We start from the raw sequence: 20,230 nt of genomic DNA, 5'->3' as shown, positions 1-20,230 counted from the left end.
CGGTGACCAACTCACCATTCGCTCGTTTTGCTGAACGTGCAGTCACAGGATGTCGCCAAGCGCCCCGCAGCTTCACCCACCGACCCGGTCGTCGATGTCGAACAGGCCGAGGCCGCGCTCGTCGAGCACTATCCACGGCTCGTCCGGCTCGCCTATCTGGTGCTCCCCCCGAGCCTCGGCCGCAACCGGCGCGTCCTGACCGCGCACGCCCTCACCCAGCGCGCCCTGCCCAGGCGCCGCGCGTCGGCGTCGGCGATCCCGGCCCAGTCGACCGGCCGCGACGGCGACCCCGGCTATGCCTTCGTCCGCCTCCAGGTCGTGCGTACGGCGCTGGAGGCCGGCCTGCCGCTGTCGTTCCGGGCATTGCCGAAGCGCTCCCAACTCCCGCCGCTGCTCCCCCAGGTGCGGGGCCTGCGGCTCTTCCCCCGCTCGGGCGGTGCCGACGAACTCGCCCTGGACCAGCGGCTGTCGGCGCTGTCCGGCCCGGCGCGCGCGGTGTACGTGCTGCGCGGCCTGGAGAAGCTGCCCGACGGCGACGTACGCAGGGTGCTCGCGGCGGCCGGAGTCGACGAGGTGGACGAGGCGCTGCGCGAGGCCGACGAGACGCCCGCGCAGTACGAGTTGCTCAACTCCCCCGAGTTCGACCCCTGTTCGCTGCACGCCCGGCCCACCGACCTGATGCGCCGCCGCCAGCACGGCAAGGCCGCGTTCGCCGCCGCCGCGGCCGTCGCCGTGTGCGGCGCGCTGCTCGCGCTGCCCGGCGGCGGCTGGGGCCCGGACGGCGCCGCCGCTCCCGCGTACGCGCAGAACCCGGCTTCCCAAGCCGCCCTGGATCCAGGCAAGTTGACGAGGATCGCGCCCACCGCGTGGAAGTCCGCCACACGCGAGGACTTCTCCGTCTGGCCCGCCCGCGGCGACCTCGCGGACGACACCGCGCTGCTGCGCCGCGCCCTCGCCGTCTGGGCCCGCCCCGGCGAGTCCGTCCAGGTCTCGGCGACCCCCGGCACCCCCTCCGGCGGCCCGGCCGGACCGCCCCAACTCCTGTACGCGGGCACGGTCGACAACGCGCGCGTGGTGATCCTCTACGACGGTCTGCGCATCGCCCGTTACGCCGAACCGAAGGACGGCACCAAGGGCGCCGCGCTGGACTTCGCCCGGGTCGACGGCGCGACCGGGGCCGAGGCGGACGCGGTGGTCCTGGACCGCGCCGACGGCAACGTCCGCTATCTGACGGCACCTTGGGTGAAGAAGGCGGCCGAGCGCGATCTGCAGAAGCCGAACGCCGGCGCGCTGCCCATGACCCTCACCGACGGGATCACCTCGCCGCTGGCCAGCCCCGCCCAGGCGACCGGCGCGTGCACGTCGTGGAACGTGCTCCAGCTGACCGACGGCACCGGCACCCGGCTGCTGAGCGACCTCGGCGAACTGGTCCCGGCGCACCTCACCGCCGGCCGCCCCGGCGCGGCCCGCGAGGTGTCCGGCACGGGGACGCAGCACGCGTGGGCACCCTTCGCCTGCTCCCTCGGCGCGATGCGCTCCCTGGGCGTACGGTCCGTGAACGCCTGGCAGTACGCCGAGCAGCCGCTGCCCGACGCGAGCGGCACGGCGGAGTGGGTGTGCACGCGGGCCGAGACCTGGCAGGGCGGCGGCGAGCGCGTGCTGGCACAGTTCCGCACGCCGGGCGGGACGTACGGCGCGGTCGCCGCGAAGGCGCAGGACGTGGCGGCCTGCGGGGCGCGTGACCCGCACGTCCTGGCCGGTGTGCTGTGGAAGTCGGCGGCGGGCTCCTGGTATCTGCTGGCCGCGGGCAGCAAGGGCACGGAGGCGGTCACGGCGACGGGCGGGGTGACCGGCTCGGCGCGCGGCGGCCTGCTGACCGTGAAGACGAAGCAGGGCGTCCAGGCCGAGCTGAAGGGCACGCTGGACGACGGCAGGACGATCACCGGCCTGCGCTAGTTGACGTTCACGTCAACAAGTACCCGCACAAGGGTTCCCCACGGACTTACCCGTCAGTACATTGACGCCATGTCCAATAGCCCGCTCAAGGCCCGCAAGGTGTCCTTCTCCTGGGAGGGCACCCCGCTGCACTGGGTGCCCGGTGATCCGTTCACCACGCACACGATCAACGTGCTGCATCTGCTGCTGCCCGCCGGTGAGCGGTGGTTCGTGCACGTCTACAAGCAGGTGCTGCCCCTCATCCGGGACGACCGCCTGCGCGAGGACGTGATCGGGTTCATCGGCCAGGAGGCGATGCACTCCCAGGCCCACGACGAAGTCCTCCCGCACCTCAAGGAGTTGGGCCTCGACCCGACCCCGTACACCGCGCAGGTCGACTGGTTCTTCGAGAAGCTGCTCGGCGACCGCACACTGCCTCCGGGCCGGGCCCGGAAGTGGTGGCTGCTGGAGCGGGTCGCGATCATCGCGGCCATCGAGCACTACACCGCGTTCCTCGGCAACTGGGTACTGAACGCGGAGGAGTTGGACCGGCGCGGCGCCGATCCGACCATGCTGGACCTGCTGCGCTGGCACGGCGCCGAGGAGGTCGAGCACCGCTCCGTCGCCTTCGACCTCTTCCTGCACGTCGACGGCGGCTACCGGCGGCGCGCCCGGACCTGGGCGACCGCGTTCACCGCGCTGATGTTCCTGTGGCAGCGCGGAGCCCGCTTCTTCATGGCGAACGACCCGACCCTCGTCGACGGCAGAGCGAGCTTCAAGGACTTCTACGTCGCCGGCCGGCGCGGCACCCTGCCCGCCACCGGGGACATACTCAGGTCCATACCCCGCTATCTGAGCCGCGCCTACCACCCCTCGCAGGAGGGCTCGACCGAACAGGCCGTCGCCTATCTGGCCACGTCGCCGGCGGCGGTTGCCGCCGAGAAGGCTCAGCGCCCCGAAGGGGCTCGGGGCTGTGCCGAATCTGCGGCCACCGCCGCGTGGGCGCGCCCAGCCACGAAGGCGCCGTACCCGACAGACGGCCTGGAAAAGGGGACGGTGTGATGCCGAAGCCCTGGACCGTCGCGGTCGTCGCGGGCGCCGCCCTGATCACACTCCGGGCCCTACGCCGCCGCGTCCGGGCCTCGCCGCTGTGGCCGCTGCCCGCGCTGGACCCGCCGATCTCCGGCCGGCCGCGCACCCGGGCACTGAGACTCCGGGTCGCCACGCGGGAGACGGTCGCCGACGGCGTCGTACAACTACGCCTGGAAGGACGGGACTTGCCGGGCTGGGAACCCGGGGCGCACATCGATCTGGTGCTGCCCTCGGGGCTGGTGCGGCAGTACTCGCTGTGCGGGGACCCGGCGGACACCTCGGCGTACACGGTCGCCACGCGGCTGGTCGAGGACGGGCGGGGCGGGTCGCGCGAGGTGCACGAACAGGTGCGGGTGGGCGCGGAGTTGGAGGTGCGCGGGCCGCGGAACCGGTTCCCGCTCGTCGAGGCACCCGCGTACGTCTTCGTGGCCGGCGGGATCGGGATCACGCCGGTGCTGCCGATGCTGCGGGCACTGCCCGAGGGCGCCGACTGGCGGCTGCTGTACGCCGGTCGGACGCGGGAATCGATGCCGTTCCTGGCGGAGATCGAGGAACTCGGCGCGGGCCGGGTGACCGTCGTGGCCGGACTGCCCGATCTGGACGGGGAGTTGGCGGACGTACCCGAGGGAGCCGTCGTCTACTGCTGCGGACCCGAGGGGCTCATGGCGGCCGTCGCGGAGCGCTTCCCGGACGTACTCCTGGAACGCTTCGCGCCCCGGTCGGCATCGGGAGGCGAGGCCTTCGAACTCGAACTCCGGCGCAGCGGACGGACGTTGACCGTGCCCGCCGACTCCACCGTGCTCGCCGCCGTCCGCGCGGAGCTGCCGAACACCCTCTACTCCTGCGAACAGGGATTCTGCGGAACCTGCCAACAGCGGGTGCTGGAAGGGGAGGTGGAGCATCGGGACGAGTTGCTGACCGACGCGGAGCGGGCCGGCTCGATGCTGATCTGCGTGTCCCGGGCCCGAAGTGGGCGTCTGGTGTTGGATCTGTGATGGGGTGATGTGAACAACCCTGGTCGGTCCGGTCCGTTCGGGGCCCGAACAGATCGGTAAGGTGTTCGCATGAGTACCGGGGTTCGCCGCAGGATGGGAGTCGAGGAACGGCGACAGCAGTTGATCGGCGTCGCTCTCGACCTGTTCAGCCATCGCTCGCCCGACGAGGTCTCCATCGACGAGATAGCCGCGGCCGCGGGCATCTCCCGGCCGCTGGTCTACCACTACTTTCCCGGCAAACTCAGCCTGTACGAGGCCGCGTTGCAGCGCGCCTCGGACGATCTCGCCGGGCGGTTCGTGGTCGCCCGGGAGGGCTCGCTCGGGGGACGGCTGCTGCGTGTGATGGGCCGGTTCTTCGACTTCGTGGACGACCACGGACCCGGTTTCGCGGCGCTGATGCGCGGCGGTCCGGCGGTCGGCTCGTCCACCACCAACGCGCTCGTGGACGGGGTGCGGCACGCCGCGTACCTTCAGATCCTCTCCCACATGAAGGTCGAACACCCGCCCGCCCGACTGGAGTTGATGATCCGCTCCTGGATCTCGCTGGTCGAGTCGACGGCCCTGATCTGGCTGGACGGCCGACGTATCCCGCGCGCCGAACTGGAACGCCAACTCGTGCACGACTTCGGGGCGTTGGCGGCGGTGAGCGCCGCGTACGACGACGAACTGGCCGCGCTGCTGCGCGAGTCCCTGCGGAACGAGCCGGGCGACGGGCCGTTCACCGACCTCGTCGTCCGACTCGTCGCCCTGGCCTCGTAGAACAGACTCTGGGGGAACAGGCCTCAGCGCTGGAACTTCCGGTAGGACGCGTTGAGTTCACGTACCTCGGCGGAGGCGTGCAGAACGGAGCCGTCCTCGTCGATGTACTCGCGGAGGAGGTCCAGCACCCTCTCGGTCAGCTTGGCCTTGGTCTCCTCGGTGCGGCCGGCGAGCAGGCCGAGGGTGACATGGATGACGGTGTGGCCCAGCTCGTCGAGACCCTCGTACCCGAAGGCCGTGTACTCGCTGGGGCGGAACTGGGTCTTGCACGCCTCCGGCTTCGCCGCGGCGATCTCGACGACGGCCTCGTGCAGCGCGCGGGCGAAGCCGTCCTGGTCGAAGGAGATCGTGTGGGAGTGGTCGACGGTGATCTGCGGCATGGGAAGACTCCTGTTCTAAGCCAACAACTCGCTGCTCACCCTAGGACCTATCCGCAACGCCAGCATCGCGATGTCGTCGTCCCGGTCGACGCCGAAGCAGTCGAGCAGGGTGTCGCACAGGGCGTCCAGGCCCGGCAGGGCGCCCGAGGAGGCCGCGCGGAGTTGTTCCATCGACACGGAGATGTCCGTACCGCGGGTCTCGATGAGGCCGTCGGTGATCATGAGGAGCCGGTCACTGGGTTCGAGAAACAGTTCGGTGGGCGGCGGATGCGACAGGCCCACACCGAGCAGCGGGCCGGCCGCCTTGGCGTAGTCCGCGCTGCCGTTGTCCCGGATGATCAGCGGCGGGATGTGCCCCGCGTTGGAGATGAGGGTGCGTCCGGTGTCCGGGTCGACCAGGGCCAGACAGACGGTGGCCGTGGTCTCCGGGTGGTAGTGCTGGAGCATCCGGTCCAGCCGCTCGGCGAGGACGCTCGGGTCGCTCTCCTCGACGCAGTAGGCGCGCAGCGCGTGCCGTATCTCCACCATGACGGTGGCCGCCTCCAGTGAGTGCCCGACGACGTCGCCGACGGCGAACAGCACTCCCTCGGCGGTCTTCAGGACGGCGTAGAAGTCGCCGCCGATCTCGGTGTCCTGGGACGCGGGCACGTACCGCACCACGACGTCGACGGCCGGGAGGTCGGGCAGTTTGTCCGGCTTGGGCAGGAAGCTGCGCTGGAGGGTGAGGGCGACATGCCGCTCGACCTGGTACATGAGGAGGGGTTCTGCGGCGAGCGCGGTGGCCTGGGCGAGTTGCGCGAGCAGCGCCCCGGCCTCGGGACCCACCCGGCGCAGCCCGCGCGTGGGGGCGGCGAGGCAGACCGGGGCCCGGCCCTCCTGGGTGAGGACCAGCGCGAGGCGGGCGTCGTGCTCTACGCCGGGCCGGAAGTAGCCGGTGGGCCACAGCGGCGCGGGCACCGTGGTGATCTGCACCCCGGACTGCCCCTGCGAGAGCCGCCGCAGCAGCCGGGACACGGCCCGGTCGGCGCCCGGGTCCGGCAGCGCGACCGAGGTGCGGTCCCGGGGCAGACCGCGGTACAGCTCGTCGTCCCGGTCGAGGACGAACACGGCGGCGGGGGTGTTGGTGAGCCGCGCGGTACCGTCGGCGGCGACCTCGACGAGTTCCTGGAGGGAGCGCGCGGCCTGGATGGTGACGATCATCTCCGACAGCAGGGTCAGCCGCCGCACCAGCGCCCGGTCGTCGGCCCGCAGCCGGGCGGCGCGGACGGCCGCCCGGACCGCGGCCTCGATCTCCTCGGGCTCCGCGGGCACCGTCAGATAGGCCTCGTCGCCCGCGTCGAGCGCCGGGCAGCGGTCGCTCGGGGGGACGGCGAGCGCCGAGACGTGCACGACCGGCAGGCCCGCCATGCGCGGCCGCTCCTTGAGCAGCCGGCACAGTTCGAACCCGCTCATGTCCGGCAGGTTCACATCGATCAGGGCCACGTCGGGCAGGTTCCCCTTGCGCAGCCGTACGTCGAGTTCGGTGAGCGCCTCTTCGCCGCTGCCGACCGCGAGGACCCGATGACCGGCGCGGCTCAGCACGCTCTCGAACGCGAACCGGCTCGCGGGCTCGTCGTCCACGACCAGCACGGTCGCATGCGTCAGTTTGCCGTTGGCGTCCATTTGTCAGACCTGGCCCTTTGACACACCGGTGGGGCAGGCCGGTGTCCGCAGCCTGCCCCCCTACGGTAATGCGCTTTCAGGGTGTCCGGGTGAATACGGCGACAGTACGTGCGGGAACGGCGAAGGTACCGGTCCCCTTCGCGTACGAGGCCGCCTTGACGGTGGCGTCGGCACCAGCCGCCTGCACCGGGTGCAGCCGGTAACCGGTACCGGCCAGCGAGCCCACCCGCTGCTCCTGGGTGCTCGGCGTCGCGTTGAACACGACCACGAGATCACCGAGCTCCATGGTGATCACCCCCGGCGTCTCGTCCGCCCCGGACAGCGGGAACGACAGCTTCGCCTGCACCTGCCCGGCCGTGTCGAGCGAGAACACACTGTCCGTCGTACGGATCCTCAAGAGATCCTGGTACGCCGCAGAGGCCCCCTCGATCTGCCCGCACCCGACCCCGACCGACGTCAACAGCCCTTTCGCGTACGGCCACTTGGACGCGTTGTCGGCCGCCGACGGCAGCCCCCGCCCGAAGCCGTTGCCGTCCGCGCAGTTCCAGTGGACGGCGTTGAACCAGTCGCCGCTGTCGAAGGAGTTGCGGTCCAGGGACTTGGAGCGCAGCAGGTCGGTACCGGCCTGGGAGAGCGACGGCCCCTGCGACAGAGTGGCCGTGGCCATGGCGAGGACCTGCATCCGGGCCCGGTCGGCGGCGCTCGTCCCGGCGGGCAACTTGTACGTCAGCGCGTCGAACAGCGACTCGTTGTCGTGCGCGTCGACGTAGGCGAGGGCGTCGCCCGGCGCGTCCGCGTATCCGGCGGGAGCGCCGTTGTAGTCGATCTCGGCGCCGGTGACGTCCTTCCCGTCGGAGTCGGTGAAGCGGTACGCGGCGAGGTTGCCGCTCAGGCCGACCTTGATGAGGTCCTGGTAGTGCAGGAGGCGGGCCTTCTGCTCGGCCGAAGTGCCGTTCGCCGTGGACGAGTTGGGGTCGGTGTACAGCCCGGACGCGAAGCCCTGGACACCTGGGTCCGCGTCGAAGGGGCTGCCGCCGCGCACCGCGTCACGGGCCCGGTCCGAGAAGGTCGCGATGCCCGTGCCGGCCATGTTCTTCTGCGTGGCCTGCACGAAACGGGCGTCGTCGGCGACCTCTCCGAAGTTCCAGCCCTCGCCGTACATGATGATCTTCTTGCCGTCGACCCCGTCCTTCGCGAGTGTCAGCGCGTCCAACGCCTTGCGTACGGCGAGGATGTTGGCCTTCGGCTGGTGCCCCATGAGGTCGAAGCGGAAGCCGTCGACCTTGTACTCCTTGGCCCAGGTGACCACGGAGTCGACGACGAGCTTGCCCATCATGGCGTTCTCGGTCGCCGTGTTGGCACAGCAGGTGGAGTTGGCCACACTGCCGTCGGCCAGCAGCCGCTGGTAGTAACCGGGCACGATCTTGTCCAGGACCGAGTAGTCCGCCTGCCCGCTGGCCGCCGTGTGGTTGTAGACCACGTCCATGACGACCCGAAGCCCGTCCTCGTTCAGCGACTTGACCATCTTCCGGAACTCGACGGTACGGCCGGTGCCGTCCGGATCGGTCGCGTACGAACCCTCGGGAACCGTGAAGTGGTAAGGGTCGTAACCCCAGTTGTAGGCGTCCTTCGCGGCGACGGCCGCCACGCACGCCTGCTGCTGCTCCGAGTCGGCGGCGTAGGAGGCGAGATCGCAGTCGGTGCTCGACTGCTCGGACTTCTTCTCGGGGATGGTGGCGATGTCGAAGGCGGGCAGCAGATGCACATACGACGTCCCGGACTCGGCCAACTCCCGCAGGTGCCTGGACCCGTCGCTGTTCTTGTCGGTGAAGGCGAGGTAGGTCCCCTGGTCCTTCGCGGGAACCGTCTTGTCCGCGACGGAGAAGTCCCGGATGTGCAGCTCCTGGATCTCGGCGTCCTTCAGCGGCACCGCCCTGGGCTTCTTCAGGCTCGACCAGCCGCTCGGGGCGAGGGACTTGGCGTCGAGGTCGACGACGAGGCTGCGCTTCGAGTCGGTGGTGAGGGCGACCGAGTAGGGGTCGGTGACCTCGTTGGTGACCAGCTTCTGGACGGTCGGCGCCCACACCTTCACGACGTACCGGTACGGCTTGTTCGTCCAGGAGGCCGGACCGCTGACGGACCAGACGCCGGTGGTGGCGTCACGGCTCATCTTCTTCAGCGAGCCGTCGAGATCGAGGGACACGTTCTGCGCGGTCGGCGCCCAAACGGCCAGCGCGGGACGGCCGTTGTGGAAGACCGGGCCCAGATCGGCCTTGGCGGCGGCGCCGTACACATCGTCGAGCACACCGGCGACCTGCACGCCGGTCGCGGCCAACACGGCGCCGTTGACGGCCCGTTGGGAGGCGACGAGCTGACCGGTCAGCGCATCCCGTACGCGCCCTCGGTCACGCGGGTCGACGGACCAGGCCGTGTAGTCCTTCAGATAGGGGAACTTGGCCTTCTGGGCGTCGGTGAGCGTGGTCCTGCTCAGCCGCAGCCAGCGCTCGTCGTCGCTCGTCAGCGTGCCGTCCTTCACGGCGATCGAACCGTCGTGGGAGTACAGGAGCTGGCTGGAAGCAGCCGCGTCGGACCCGTTCCAGGCAACGGTGTTCCGGTCGATCCAGACCGCCTTGGAGGTGCTCAGGTCGAGCGCCGCCGTGCTCCCGGCGGGCTGCGGCAGGAGGTACTTCTCCTGACCGTTCAGCAGCCACACTTCATAGCCGTTGGACTTGAGGTCGAGCGACTGGTCGGCGGAGAGGTCCTTCTCGTCGCCCTTGTGGAGGATGTAACTGAGGCTGGTGGCACCGGAGTTGAGCGGTACCTCGTAGACGGCGCCATAGGCGTCGGTCCTCACCGGCTGCAACGGGCTCGACCAGTCCGTGGGGCTCGCGGCACCCGTCCAGACGTGCAGCCCCCAGCCGGTGTAGTCGCCGTCGGCGCGGTGGTAGTGGACGACGGCCTTGGTGGTGTCCTGCGCCGGGTAGTCGGGCCTGTCCGTCTGTACGGCGTCCTTGCCCTGCTCGATCCAGACCTCGCCGGTCTTGGTGACATCGATCGAACGGTCGGCGGCGACATCCTTGTCGCCGTCCTTGTCGATCACCAGGAAGCTGACGTTCGAGGCCCCGGGCTTCAACTTGACGTAGGCGAAGGCACCGTAGGCATCCCGCCCGATGAACGGGTGACTGGCCGGCCAGGTCGTCGACTCACCGTCCGCGAGGTCACCCCAGGCGTACAGGCCCCAGTTGTCGTAGTCGCCGTCGGTGCGCTTGTAGTGGACGACCGCGTAGTCGCGGGAGGAGGCGGTGGGGACCTCTGCGGCGGGCGGGGTGCCGGTGATGGAGGCGGCGGTAGCGCTCGCCGTGCGCCCGGTGGAATCGACCACAACCGCCTTGTAGCGCAGGGCGGTTCCGGGCGCCACACCCTTCCCGATGGTCTGGGTGACCTTGTACGGGGCGTGGTCGGCGGAACCCAGCGTCCGCCACGTGCCGTCGCCGGTCTGGGCGGCGAAGACGACCCGGTTGAGCTGACCGCCGGTGACGTCGGCACTCAGCTCGACGGTGCCGGTGGCGCCCGCGTCCGGGGCCTTGAGGGTGATCGTGGGCTTGGTGACGGGCTTGGCGAGGGTACCGGCCGCCTTGAGGACGATGGCGGCACCGGCCGGGACGGTGACGGTGACCTTGTGGTCGGCGCCGCTCGTCGCTGCGACCGAAGTCCCGTAGATCCCCCGGTACTTCATGCCTGCCGACCCGGTCGCGAAGGTCACCGTCCTGTCCGTGTCGGCGTTGTTGAGGGCGACGACGTACTCGGCGCTGCCGCTGGTCCGGGTGAAGGCATAGACACCGGCGCCGTCGGCCGCGTACCGCTCGGTCTGCACACCGTCGGTCAGTGCCGGGTTGTCCTTGCGCAGCTTGGAGAGGGCGGCAATGTCCTTGTACAGCGGGGCAGTTGGGGCGTAGGCGTCGCTGGCGGCGGTGCGATCGGTGCCGATCTCGTCGTCGTCGAGATAGTCGGCGACCTTCGAGGCGAACATCGTCTGGCGGGCGTCCTTGTCGCCGCCGGAGCCGGTGAAGCCCTGTTCGTCGCCGTAGTAGACGACGGGGTTGCCACGGCTGAGGAACATCAGCTCATTGGCGAGCCTGTCCTTGGCGAGGAGTTGGGCGTCGGTGGCCTTCGGATTGTCCTGGTCGAGGAAGTAGCCGATGCGGCCCATGTCGTGGTTGCCGAGGAAGGTGACCTGCTCGTACGCGTTCGCCTTGTCGGTCGTGTACTTGTAGTCGTCGCCGAAGACACTCGCGAGCTTCTGCGCGCTGCCGCCCTGGGAGGCGTAGGCGCGCGCCGCGTCCTGGAAGGGGAAGTCGAGCGTGGCATCCAGGCGGCCCTGGGTGACGTACGGCGACGTGACGGACGTGTCGGCGGAGTAGACCTCCCCGAACATGAAGAAGTTCTTCCGGCCGTGCTGGGCCGCGTACTTGTCGAGCGCGGTGGCCCACTGGGTCCAGAAGTCCATGTCGACGTGTTTGACGGTATCGATGCGGAAGCCGTCGACGTCGAAGTCGCGCACCCACTTCTCGTAGATCTTCTCCATGCCGCTGACGACCTCGGGACGTTCGGTCCACAGGTCGTCGAGGCCGGAGAAGTCGCCGTAGGTGGCGTTCTCGCCGACGTAGGTCGAGTCGCCCCGATTGTGGTACATCGTCGGGTCGTTGAGCCAGGCCGGGACCTTCACGTTCGCCTTGTCGGCGGGGACGGTCGGGGTCTTCGGGAAGGAGGAGGTGGAGACGGCGGGGAAGGTCTTCGTGCCGTCCGCGTAGTCGGCGTCGTCGAAGGGCTGCCCGTCCTTGGTGAGGTAGGGGAAGGCGCCCTTGGAGAGGTAGTCGTAGGACTTGCTCTCGTAGTCGACGACGTCGGCGGTGTGGTTGGTGATGACGTCGAAGAAGACCTTCATGCCCTTGGCGTGCGCCTTGGAGATGAGGGTCGCGAGGTCCTTGTTGGTGCCGAAGTGCGGGTCGACCTGGGTGAAGTCCGTTATCCAGTAACCGTGGTAGCCGGCGGAGGCTCCCCCAGAGCCAATAGCCTGGGAGGTGCCCCCACTCCCCGTCCCCTGCACGGGCTGGTTCTTGAAGATCGGGGCCATCCAGATGGCGGTGGTGCCGAGGCCCTTGATGTAGTCGAGCTTCTTCGCCAGGCCCTTCAGGTCGCCGCCCTGGTAGAAGCCCTTGTCGGTGGGGTCGTAGCCGGTGCTGAGTCGTGAACCGGTCAGCCCGCCCTGGTCGTTGGCGGTGTCGCCGTTGGCGAACCGGTCCGGCATCACGAAGTAGAACTGCTCGCGGGTGTCGTCGTGCCGCGCGGGCGTGGCGGCCAGCCTCGCGTCGGACGGGGGTGCGGGCGGGGTCGCGGCGTGGGCGGCGAGGGGTTGGACGAACGCGGCGAGGAGTGCGGCGACGATGACGCCCGTGGCCCTTCTCCGTCGCTCGGTGCGGCGCGTGCGGGGCGCCGGCCATCTCGGTATCACAGGCGTGAACTCCTTGCGATTACGGCTCAGTTCGGGTCCGACCCCGGCGAGACCGTATCGCTGACGCAAGGGTTGCAGCAAGACTTCTGAAAGTCACAGAAAGAACTTTCAACCGCAACCTTGACGTGCCCTTCTCAACTGGCCCACGCTCACGAGTTGTTGAAACCCGAATCCCCCCTTTCGGAGCCGCTCATGAGCAGATACCGAACACCGGGAACCATCAGGCGCGCGGCCAGTACCGTGGCCGCCGGGGCCCTCGCCCTGGCGGGCGTGGTCGCCCTCCCCGCCGCCACCGCCCACGCGGACACCTCCGCCAAGGGCGATGTCATCGCCAACCTCTGGGAATGGAACTGGAACTCCATCTCCTCGGAGTGCACGAACGTCCTGGGCCCGGCCGGCTACGGCGCGGTCCAGGTGGCGCCGCCCGCCGAGTCGCTCAAGCAGACCAACTACTACTGGTGGGACGTCTACCAGCCGTACTCGTACAACCTGAACAGCCGTTTCGGTACGGCGGCCCAGTTCGCGAGCATGGTGAGCGCGTGCCACACGGCGGGCGTCAAGGTCTACACGGACGCGGTGATCAACCACACCGCCGCGCAGACCGGCACCGGCTACAACGGCACCACCATCACCAGCAAGTACGACACCCCCGACTGGGACCCCGGCGACTACCACACCTCCGCGGACTGCCCCACCTCCGACCTGACCATCCAGGACTACTCGAACCTCACCCAGGTCCAGAACTGCGAACTCCTGGGCCTGCCCGACCTGAAGACCGGCTCGGACTCGGTCCGCGTGGGCATCGCGAACTTCCTCAACAAGCAACTCGCCCTCGGTGTCGACGGGTTCAGGGTCGACGCGGCCAAGCACATCCCCGAGACCGACCTGGCGGCGATCGAGGGCAAGCTGACGAGCACGACGGCGGGTGCGGCACCGTACGTCTTCCAGGAGATCTACCCCGGCTCGACACCACAGCCGAGCGACTACTACGCCTCGGGCGACGTCCTCGACTTCACGTACGCGAGCAGGATGAAGTCGGCCTTCCAGGGCAACGTGAGCGACCTGTCCTCCCTGGAGAGCAGCGGCATCCTCCCCGCCGCCAACTCGGTGTCCTTCGTGACCAACCACGACACCGAACGCAACGGCCTGCACATGAGCTACAAGGACGGCGACACCTACAAACTCGCCAACCTCTTCCAGCTCGCCTACAAGTGGTCCACGCCGACGGTGTACGCCAGTTGGGAGTGGACGCAGAGCGATCAGGCCCCGCCGAACTCCTCCGGCTTCGTCAGCAACACCGACTGCTCCAGCGGCAGTTGGTACTGCCTGGACCGGGACACCGGGGTCGTGGGCATGCTGGCCTGGCACAACGCGGTGGACACTGCGGCCGTCTCCAACTGGCAGACCAAGTCGTCGAGCGTGATCGGCTTCGGCCGCAGCGGAGCGGGCTTCTTCGCGCTCAACAACGGTTCCTCGGCGGCGACTTACTCCTTCACGACGGGGATGGCCGACGGCACGTACAAGAACGTGGTGGACGGCGGCGCCTCGACCGTGACGGTCTCGGGCGGCAGCGCGTCCCTCACCATCCCGGCGAAGAGCGCGATCGCCTTCTACAACTCGTCCTACACCTGCACGGTCGGCTGTGACGACACCGGCGGGGGCGGTTCGTCCGGCTCCACGGTGACCGCCACCTTCAACGAGTACGCGTCCACCACGTCCGGCACGAGCGTCTACGTCGTCGGCTCCATCGACGCGCTGGGCGGCTGGGACACCTCGAAGGCGGTCACGCTGTCGTCGTCCGGCTACCCGGTCTGGTCCGGGGCGGTGAGCGTGCCGACCAACACGTCCTTCGCCTTCAAGTACGTCAAGAAGGACTCGTCCGGAAACGTCACCTGGGAGTCGAACGCCAACAGGGCCGCCACGACGACCACTTCGGCGGTCTCGGTCAACAACTCCTGGAACGTGGCCGACGCGGATGCCACCGACGTGACCTTCAACGAGTACGCGACGACCACCCTCGGCACCAACGTCTACGTCGTCGGCTCGATCGCCTCGCTCGGCTCCTGGAACACGAGCGACGCGATCCCGCTGTCCTCGGCGTCGTACCCGACCTGGAGCAAGCTGGTCATCGTCCCCAAGAGCACGACCTTCGCGTACAAGTACATCAAGAAGGACAGCTCAGGGACAGTGAGCTGGGAGTCCGGGACGAACCGCTCGTACACGACGGGCACCTCGTCCGGCTACACGGCGAGCGACACCTGGAAATAGGTCTCCTCGCGAACTCCCGGGATCTCCTTCGAACTCCTGCGAACAAATCCGCCGTACCGCGCATCGAACTTTGTGTACGGCACCAGTAGGACGGTGCGGGCCGCCGAGCACGGCCCGCGCCGCGGAGCAGGAGTGGGGAACACGACCGTGAACGAAGTCCGGAACATCACCGACCAGACCGCCACCGCCAAGCACCGGCACCGCGCCGACCGCAACCTCGGGCGCACGATGATCGGCCTGGGCGCCGTCGTCGGCCTGGGGCTCGCGGCCTGGGCGGGTACCGCGAACGCCGCGACCTCCACGGCCACCGCGAAGGCGACGCCGACCTGCTCGGCCGCCGCGCTGAAGGCGACCTACGGTCAGCAGCTCGGCGGTGGCATGAACCACGCGGGTGTCGTCATCCGGCTGCGCAACCTCAGCGGCAAGACCTGCTTGCTGCGCGGCTACCCCGGCCTGGGCCTGGAGAACTCCGCCCACAAGAAGCTCGCGACCCACACCACCTGGGGCAACACCTGGTACGCGCACAACCCCGGCAAGAAGACCCTCACCCTCAAGGACGGCGAGAGCGCCGAGGCCGTCGTCGCCTGGACCCACGCCAACACCGGCACCTCGGGCGCGGTCCACGCCGCCTACCTGGAGATCACTCCGCCCGCCTCCACCCAGCACAAGACCCTGGCCCTCCCCCAGTGGGTCGACCACGGCGACCTCGCCGTGACGGCCCTCGCGAAGCACATCACCGTCACCCCCTGACCTCCCACGGTCCGGACGGCGGCGACGTGCCCCCTCGCGCCGCCGCCGTCCAACACCGGGGATCAGCAGGCCGACTCAGTGGCGCCCAGGGATACCTGGGTCGTCCGAGTCGGCACCCTTGTGCAGCCCTTCACGTGCAGGTAGATCGTCGTACCCGCCGCCGAGGGTGACAGTTTGTCGTGCTCCGTGAACTCCTCGTCGCGCCTGATCGGCTCGTCGCAACGGCCGCAGAAATTCACCGTCGGCACTCCCTCACCAAGCGGTACAGACCTCTCCCGACCGGGCACGCAGCGGCATCGTCCGCGCAGTCCCTGCACGTCGAACCATGAGCGAACAGCCCCTGGTGCGCACGCCCGGCGACGCACTGGCGACACGCTTTGGGAAACCAGCGCCGGGGTTCCGGCTGCTCGCCCAGGTCGACGGCCGTCTCGGTCGTCAATCGCTCACCGCCCCAGACGCAGGTCACACCGCGCACCTGCTCATCGGTGAGATCGTCGAGCGACGGCAGCACCAAGACCTCCAGGACACCAGGGACCAGGCCCGAAGCTGGGTTGCTCATGCCGACCGCTCCCATCCGCTCTCGGAGCGTAAGCAGCCCTCAAGGGCAGCCCGGAGGCCCGCGCATCGGTGAGCCAGTCGCCCTCCCCGGGACAGATCCGCCAGTGCGGGCCCGGTGGCTGCGTCCATCGTGTGGGCGGGACAGCGAGGGTGCCGCCCTTGCCGATCGGATGGGTCCCCTCGACTGCCCACCCGGCAGCGGTACCGCTAGCGACGAAGTAGTAGACGACGTCTTTGGGCGGGTACTCCAGTACGGCTCCGCAGCCGGCACCCAGAACAGCCAGGGCGGCGATACCGAGTTGGCGCGGTACCCGGATCACATCCCAGTCCAGGCCGGCATCCTGCAAGGTGCACCCCGCGGCGGTCGGCAATCGTGTGGGCGGCATTGCGGCTCCTCGAATCACGGACGATCAGGTGCGCTTCAGAATGGCCCTCTTGGAAACGGATATCGAGGACTTCAAGAGGTCTTTCAACTGCCGCCAATAGGACTTCTGTTGGCCTTATGGGGGTGATGGGTAGCCAGATCGAGGACTCCGGGTGAAACTGTCCGCAGTACTCGACATGGAGGTACTGCACAGTGCCACGGCCCGCAGGCAACACCCGACTCAAGGCAGCCCGGTTGGCGGCCGGGTTCCGATCGCAGCAGGCCCTCGCCGACGCCCTTGGAGTTGGCGTGCGCCAGGTGCGGCGCTGGGAGTCCGAGAATCCGCCGTCACCCCAGCCGGACCAGGCGCAGGCTCTCACGCGTGAACTCGGCCAGGATCTGGAGTCGTTGGGCTTCAACTCGCCGAACACCGCCCAGTCCGAGCGCGGTCGTCGCTCCGTTCTCGGGGCCACGGCCGCCGTCGTAGGGCTGGCAGCAGTCCCTACGACGGCCATCACCAGGCAACCCCCCACCGTCGCAGCGGACTTCGAGGCCGTCACTCGATCCCATCGGCGCCTGTACTGGTCGGTGGCCCCCGCCACGCTGCACCCCGCCGCGCAGGCCCACGGCTCCCTCGGCTGTGCCCTGCTCACCGAAACCGCAGGCCAGACCCGGCGGGCCGTAGCCGCAGCCCTCGCGGAGTCCTACTTGCTCGCCGGACGCATCGAGTTCTTCGACATGCGTGACGCCGATCGCGCCGGGAACACCCTGCTGCTCGCACTCCAGGCCGCAGGCGAGGCCGACGACCCGCTGCTCGGCGCGGCGATCCTGGCCCACACCGCCTTCATCCCCGCGTGGGAAGGCGAGCGGGACAAGGCAGTTGAACGGATGGTCGCCGCGCGCACCTACGCCCGGCGGGGCGTCCCCTCGGCCGAGTTGGTCGCTTGGCTGGACGCGGTCGAGGCGGAGTGTGAGACCCGGTGCGGCGACACCCGTACGGCACTGCACCTCATCGGACACGCCGAAGACACGCTCGCCACCGGCTCCGAACAGCGAAGCCCGGACTGGCTGGACTGGTTCAGCCCTGTCCGCCTCGCGGCCTTCAAGGGCAACACGCAGTTGAAGGTCGGGCATCTGCCCCAGGCCAGGGAGACCCTCCTCGGGGTGCTCGATTCGCTCGACCCGAGTGAGGAGAAGCAGGCGACCGTCGTTCTCGGAGACCTTGCCGCCGTGGAGGCAGCGGCCGGGCAGCCGGACGAGGCGTGCCGCTACGCGCTGCGGGCGCTCGATCAGCTCGAACGGACCTGGTACGCGATGGGCATGGACCGGGTGCGCGAGGTGCGGCGCGCTCTGGCGCCGCACCAGCACGAGCGGTGTGTGCGCGAACTCGACGACCGGCTGTACGGCTGGTCGACGACGGTCAGTGCGCTGAGCGGTTGAAGTCCGCGATCAGTGCGGGCAGTTGCGAGAGGTCCTCGACTCTGAACGTCGGGAGTTTCTCGGCTTCTTCGGTCCTCCACTGGATCGTCGCCCACGGTCCCCGGTGCACCAGGGCCGTGTGCATGCCCGCCGCCACGGCCGGCCGCAGATCGTTGTCGACGCGGTCGCCGACGTAGAGGATCTCGTCGGCAGCGAAAGGGACGACCTCGGCCACGCGTCGGAAGAACTCAGGGTCCGGCTTGCTGGCGCCCCAGTCGTCCGACGTTCCAATCAAGTCGACGTCGTCGCTGAACAGGTCCCGAAGGATCTTCCCGGCGCGGATCGTCTGGTTGCCCGCGATGCCCAGCCACAGGCCGTCGGCACGTAGCCGCGCCAGCGCGGGGCGCACGTCCTCGTACAGGTCCTCCTCGCCGAAGGACTCCGGCTTGCCTGCGGCGGCCCGCTTCTCGCGCTCCTCGTACAGGTCGAAGCCGGGCCGGAACTCCTGGAACACCTCACGGTAGTCCCGGCCCTGCGCGACGACCGCGCCGAACATCGCGTGGAAGGTGTGCCGGGGTACGCCGAGCCAATCGGCCCAAGTGCCGTACTCCCGGCTCTCGTCCACCAGGCACTCACCGACGTCGAACACCACCGCACGCATCATGGCGGCAGCGTAGCCGGGCACGAGAAGGCTTCCCCGACTCGGCTTAGCAGGTCGATTTCCCGACGTAGATCGCCAGAGCCGCGTTCGACCCCAGCCGCCCCAGATTCAGGCCAGAGGTGCATGCGAGCCTCTGCGGAGCACGGCGGGAGGAGTCGTTACGCCCTTGGAGTGGAGTGGCGTTCGTTGTCCTCGACCGTGCGTCGCACGAGGGAAACCAGCCATGAGTTGAGGGAACGGTCGTTTGCGGCGGCAAGCACCTTGGCTTTGTCGTACAGGTCGTCAGGGAGTCGGAGATTCAGCTTGATCATGTGTCAAGTGTGGCCCTAAAGTGGGGCCATGTCACGTTTCCGGATGTATCCGACGAGTGAGCAGGCGGGCATCATGCTCAGCCACTGCGCGCACGCCCGGTACGTGTGGAACCTGGCCGTCGAGCAGCACTCCCACTGGCGCAGGGGCAGGAAGGCGGCGCCCGGTTTCGCCGAGCAGTGCCGCCAGCTCACCGAGGCCCGGCGGGAGAACGAGTGGCTGCGTGAGGGCAATGCCGATGTGATGCAGCAGGCCCTCAAGGACTTCGCACGGGCCAAGAACGCCCGCTTCACATGCGGGTTCGGTGAACCGACCTGGCGCAAGCGGTTCCAGCACGAGGGCTTCCGCGTCATCGGCACCGACCGCGTTCCCGAGTCCGGGCCGGACGGCAGTCCGAAGCTGAACACGAAGACGGGCAAACAGGTCATGGGCCGCTCGGTGGCGGTGCAGAAGCTCAATCGCCGCTGGGCGCAGGTGAAGGTGCCCGGCTGCGGCTGGGTCCGCTTCCGGCTCACCCGTACCGGCCTGCCGGACGCGAAGACATTCAGGGTCACCTTCCGCAATGGCCAGTGGCACATCGCCTTCGCCGTCATCCCGGTACCGCTCCCCGCACCCGGCACGGGCGAGATCATCGGCATCGACCGGGGTGTGACCGTCACCGCCGCTCTCTCGGACGGGCGCAAGCTCAACTGCCCGCAGCGCACCGTGAAAGAGCGGGCGCAGATCCGCAAGCACCAGCGCCGTGCCGCCCGCGCCCCCAAAGGCAGCGAGCGGAAGAGTGCCGAGTACGCGAAGGCCGCCAGGCTCAAGGCCCGCGAAGCCGACCGGCGCAAGGACTGGTGCGAGAAGACCTCCACCATGCTCGCCCGGACCTATGGCCTGATCCGGTTCGAGAAACTGAACATCAAGAACATGACCACCAAGGTCAAACCGAAGCCCGACCCGGAGCAGCCCGGCACGTTCCTGAAGAACGGTCGGGCCACCAAGGCCGGACTGAACCGGGCCATCCTCGCCCAGGGCTGGGGAAGGCTGCGCCGGCGCACGGAGGACAAGGCTCCAGGTCGGGTCGAGGACGTTCCCGCTCCCTACACCAGTCTGCGGTGCAGTGCCTGCGGATGGGTCGACAAGAACTCGCGCAAGAGCCAAGCCGAGTTCGTCTGCTCCTCCTGTGGTTTCACCTGTAACGCGGACAGCAACGCAGCAGTCAATGTCGCGGCAGGACAGGGCGGGATGCCCCGCCCCCGGCGTACCGCCGGTGCCGGAGGGGTGACAGCGGCCACCAGCCGTTCGAACGCCCGTGAACCTCAACCCACCTGGGTTGGAATCCCCCTCTTTTAGGAGCGGGAGGATGTCAATGCGAGCCCTGTATGTGTTGCTCGGCGGGCATGTGCGGTGCCGGGCACCAGTGCGGCGGTGAGCGCGACGGCTCCTGCAAGTGATCTGCTGCTGGCCATGTGGGGGTTCCTTCTTCATTGAAGGTTCTTGCTGAAACCAGTTGGAAGGCGGTGGTCAGATGTTAAAGGCCCGCCGCCCAAAAGGGCAGCGGGCCGTGTGAAGTTGCTGCAA

13 protein-coding genes are annotated in these 20,230 nt (G+C 69.0%); 8 read left to right on the top strand and 5 right to left on the bottom strand.

Going from position 1 to position 20,230, the window contains the following annotated elements; all coding sequences use genetic code 11:
* Positions 1-36 precede the first annotated feature (36 nt).
* From ACIRRY_RS09745 to ACIRRY_RS09730, 4 genes are all read left to right on the top strand, one after another.
* Entirely contained in the window at positions 37-1,956 is a 1,920-nt protein-coding gene (locus ACIRRY_RS09745) for a hypothetical protein (RefSeq protein ID WP_403969963.1), read from the top strand.
* A 69-nt stretch (positions 1,957-2,025) separates the two neighbouring features.
* On the top strand, positions 2,026-2,997 hold the full coding sequence (locus tag ACIRRY_RS09740) for a metal-dependent hydrolase (protein ID WP_403969960.1): 972 nt from the start codon (positions 2,026-2,028) through the stop codon (positions 2,995-2,997).
* Positions 2,997-4,022 carry a PDR/VanB family oxidoreductase gene (locus tag ACIRRY_RS09735; protein ID WP_403969957.1) on the top strand — a complete coding sequence of 342 codons (1,026 nt, stop codon included), beginning with the start codon at positions 2,997-2,999 and terminating at the stop codon, positions 4,020-4,022. Before ACIRRY_RS09740 ends, ACIRRY_RS09735 begins: the two co-directional genes overlap by 1 nt.
* A gap of 69 nt (positions 4,023-4,091) precedes the next feature.
* Positions 4,092-4,781, top strand: coding sequence for a TetR/AcrR family transcriptional regulator (locus tag ACIRRY_RS09730; RefSeq protein WP_403969954.1), 690 nt, complete (start codon positions 4,092-4,094; stop codon positions 4,779-4,781).
* 23 nt (positions 4,782-4,804) lie between these two features.
* Here ACIRRY_RS09730 and ACIRRY_RS09725 read toward each other — a convergent pair whose 3' ends face one another.
* From ACIRRY_RS09725 to pulA, 3 genes are all read right to left on the bottom strand, one after another.
* Complete coding sequence (locus tag ACIRRY_RS09725) at positions 4,805-5,161, bottom strand: 5-carboxymethyl-2-hydroxymuconate Delta-isomerase (protein ID WP_403969952.1); 357 nt, start codon at positions 5,159-5,161, stop codon at positions 4,805-4,807.
* Between the two features lie 15 nt (positions 5,162-5,176).
* On the bottom strand, positions 5,177-6,823 hold the full coding sequence (locus ACIRRY_RS09720; RefSeq protein ID WP_403969949.1) for a SpoIIE family protein phosphatase: 1,647 nt from the start codon (positions 6,821-6,823) through the stop codon (positions 5,177-5,179).
* Positions 6,824-6,899: 76 nt separating this feature from the next.
* Positions 6,900-12,335: a pullulanase-type alpha-1,6-glucosidase gene (gene pulA / locus ACIRRY_RS09715; protein ID WP_403969946.1), complete on the bottom strand. Its 5,436-nt coding sequence runs from the start codon at positions 12,333-12,335 to the stop codon at positions 6,900-6,902.
* Positions 12,336-12,527: 192 nt separating this feature from the next.
* Between pulA and ACIRRY_RS09710 the strand changes: the two genes are divergently transcribed.
* The 3 genes from ACIRRY_RS09710 (at position 12,528) to ACIRRY_RS09700 (ending at position 17,715) form a co-directional block, all read left to right on the top strand.
* Positions 12,528-14,603: a carbohydrate-binding module family 20 domain-containing protein gene (locus ACIRRY_RS09710; RefSeq protein WP_403969943.1), complete on the top strand. Its 2,076-nt coding sequence runs from the start codon at positions 12,528-12,530 to the stop codon at positions 14,601-14,603.
* A gap of 147 nt (positions 14,604-14,750) precedes the next feature.
* On the top strand, positions 14,751-15,353 hold the full coding sequence (locus ACIRRY_RS09705) for a DUF4232 domain-containing protein (RefSeq protein ID WP_403969940.1): 603 nt from the start codon (positions 14,751-14,753) through the stop codon (positions 15,351-15,353).
* Positions 15,354-16,488: 1,135 nt separating this feature from the next.
* A complete protein-coding gene (locus ACIRRY_RS09700) occupies positions 16,489-17,715 on the top strand; it encodes a helix-turn-helix transcriptional regulator (RefSeq protein ID WP_403969937.1) in 1,227 nt (408 codons plus the stop codon).
* Here the strand turns inward: ACIRRY_RS09700 and ACIRRY_RS09695 are convergent.
* The gene (locus ACIRRY_RS09695; protein WP_403969934.1) at positions 17,696-18,358 is read right to left on the bottom strand and encodes an HAD family hydrolase; all 663 of its coding nucleotides are present in this window, start codon (positions 18,356-18,358) and stop codon (positions 17,696-17,698) included. The two genes, ACIRRY_RS09700 and ACIRRY_RS09695, sit on opposite strands and share 20 nt — an antisense overlap.
* Positions 18,359-18,513: 155 nt before the next feature.
* Positions 18,514-18,666, bottom strand: coding sequence for an Arc family DNA-binding protein (locus ACIRRY_RS09690; RefSeq protein WP_403969931.1), 153 nt, complete (start codon positions 18,664-18,666; stop codon positions 18,514-18,516).
* Between the two features lie 28 nt (positions 18,667-18,694).
* On the opposite strand from ACIRRY_RS09690, the gene ACIRRY_RS09685 reads away from it, so the two are divergent.
* Complete coding sequence (locus ACIRRY_RS09685; protein WP_403969929.1) at positions 18,695-20,002, top strand: RNA-guided endonuclease InsQ/TnpB family protein; 1,308 nt, start codon at positions 18,695-18,697, stop codon at positions 20,000-20,002.
* The last annotated feature ends 228 nt before the right edge of the window (positions 20,003-20,230 follow it).

The organism is Streptomyces sp. NPDC101776, from assembly GCF_044766845.1.
In the GTDB taxonomy this organism is placed as follows: Bacteria; Actinomycetota; Actinomycetes; order Streptomycetales; family Streptomycetaceae; genus Streptomyces.
The sequence above is the reverse complement of the archived record's forward strand: the minus strand, read 5'-3'. Positions and strand labels throughout refer to the sequence as shown.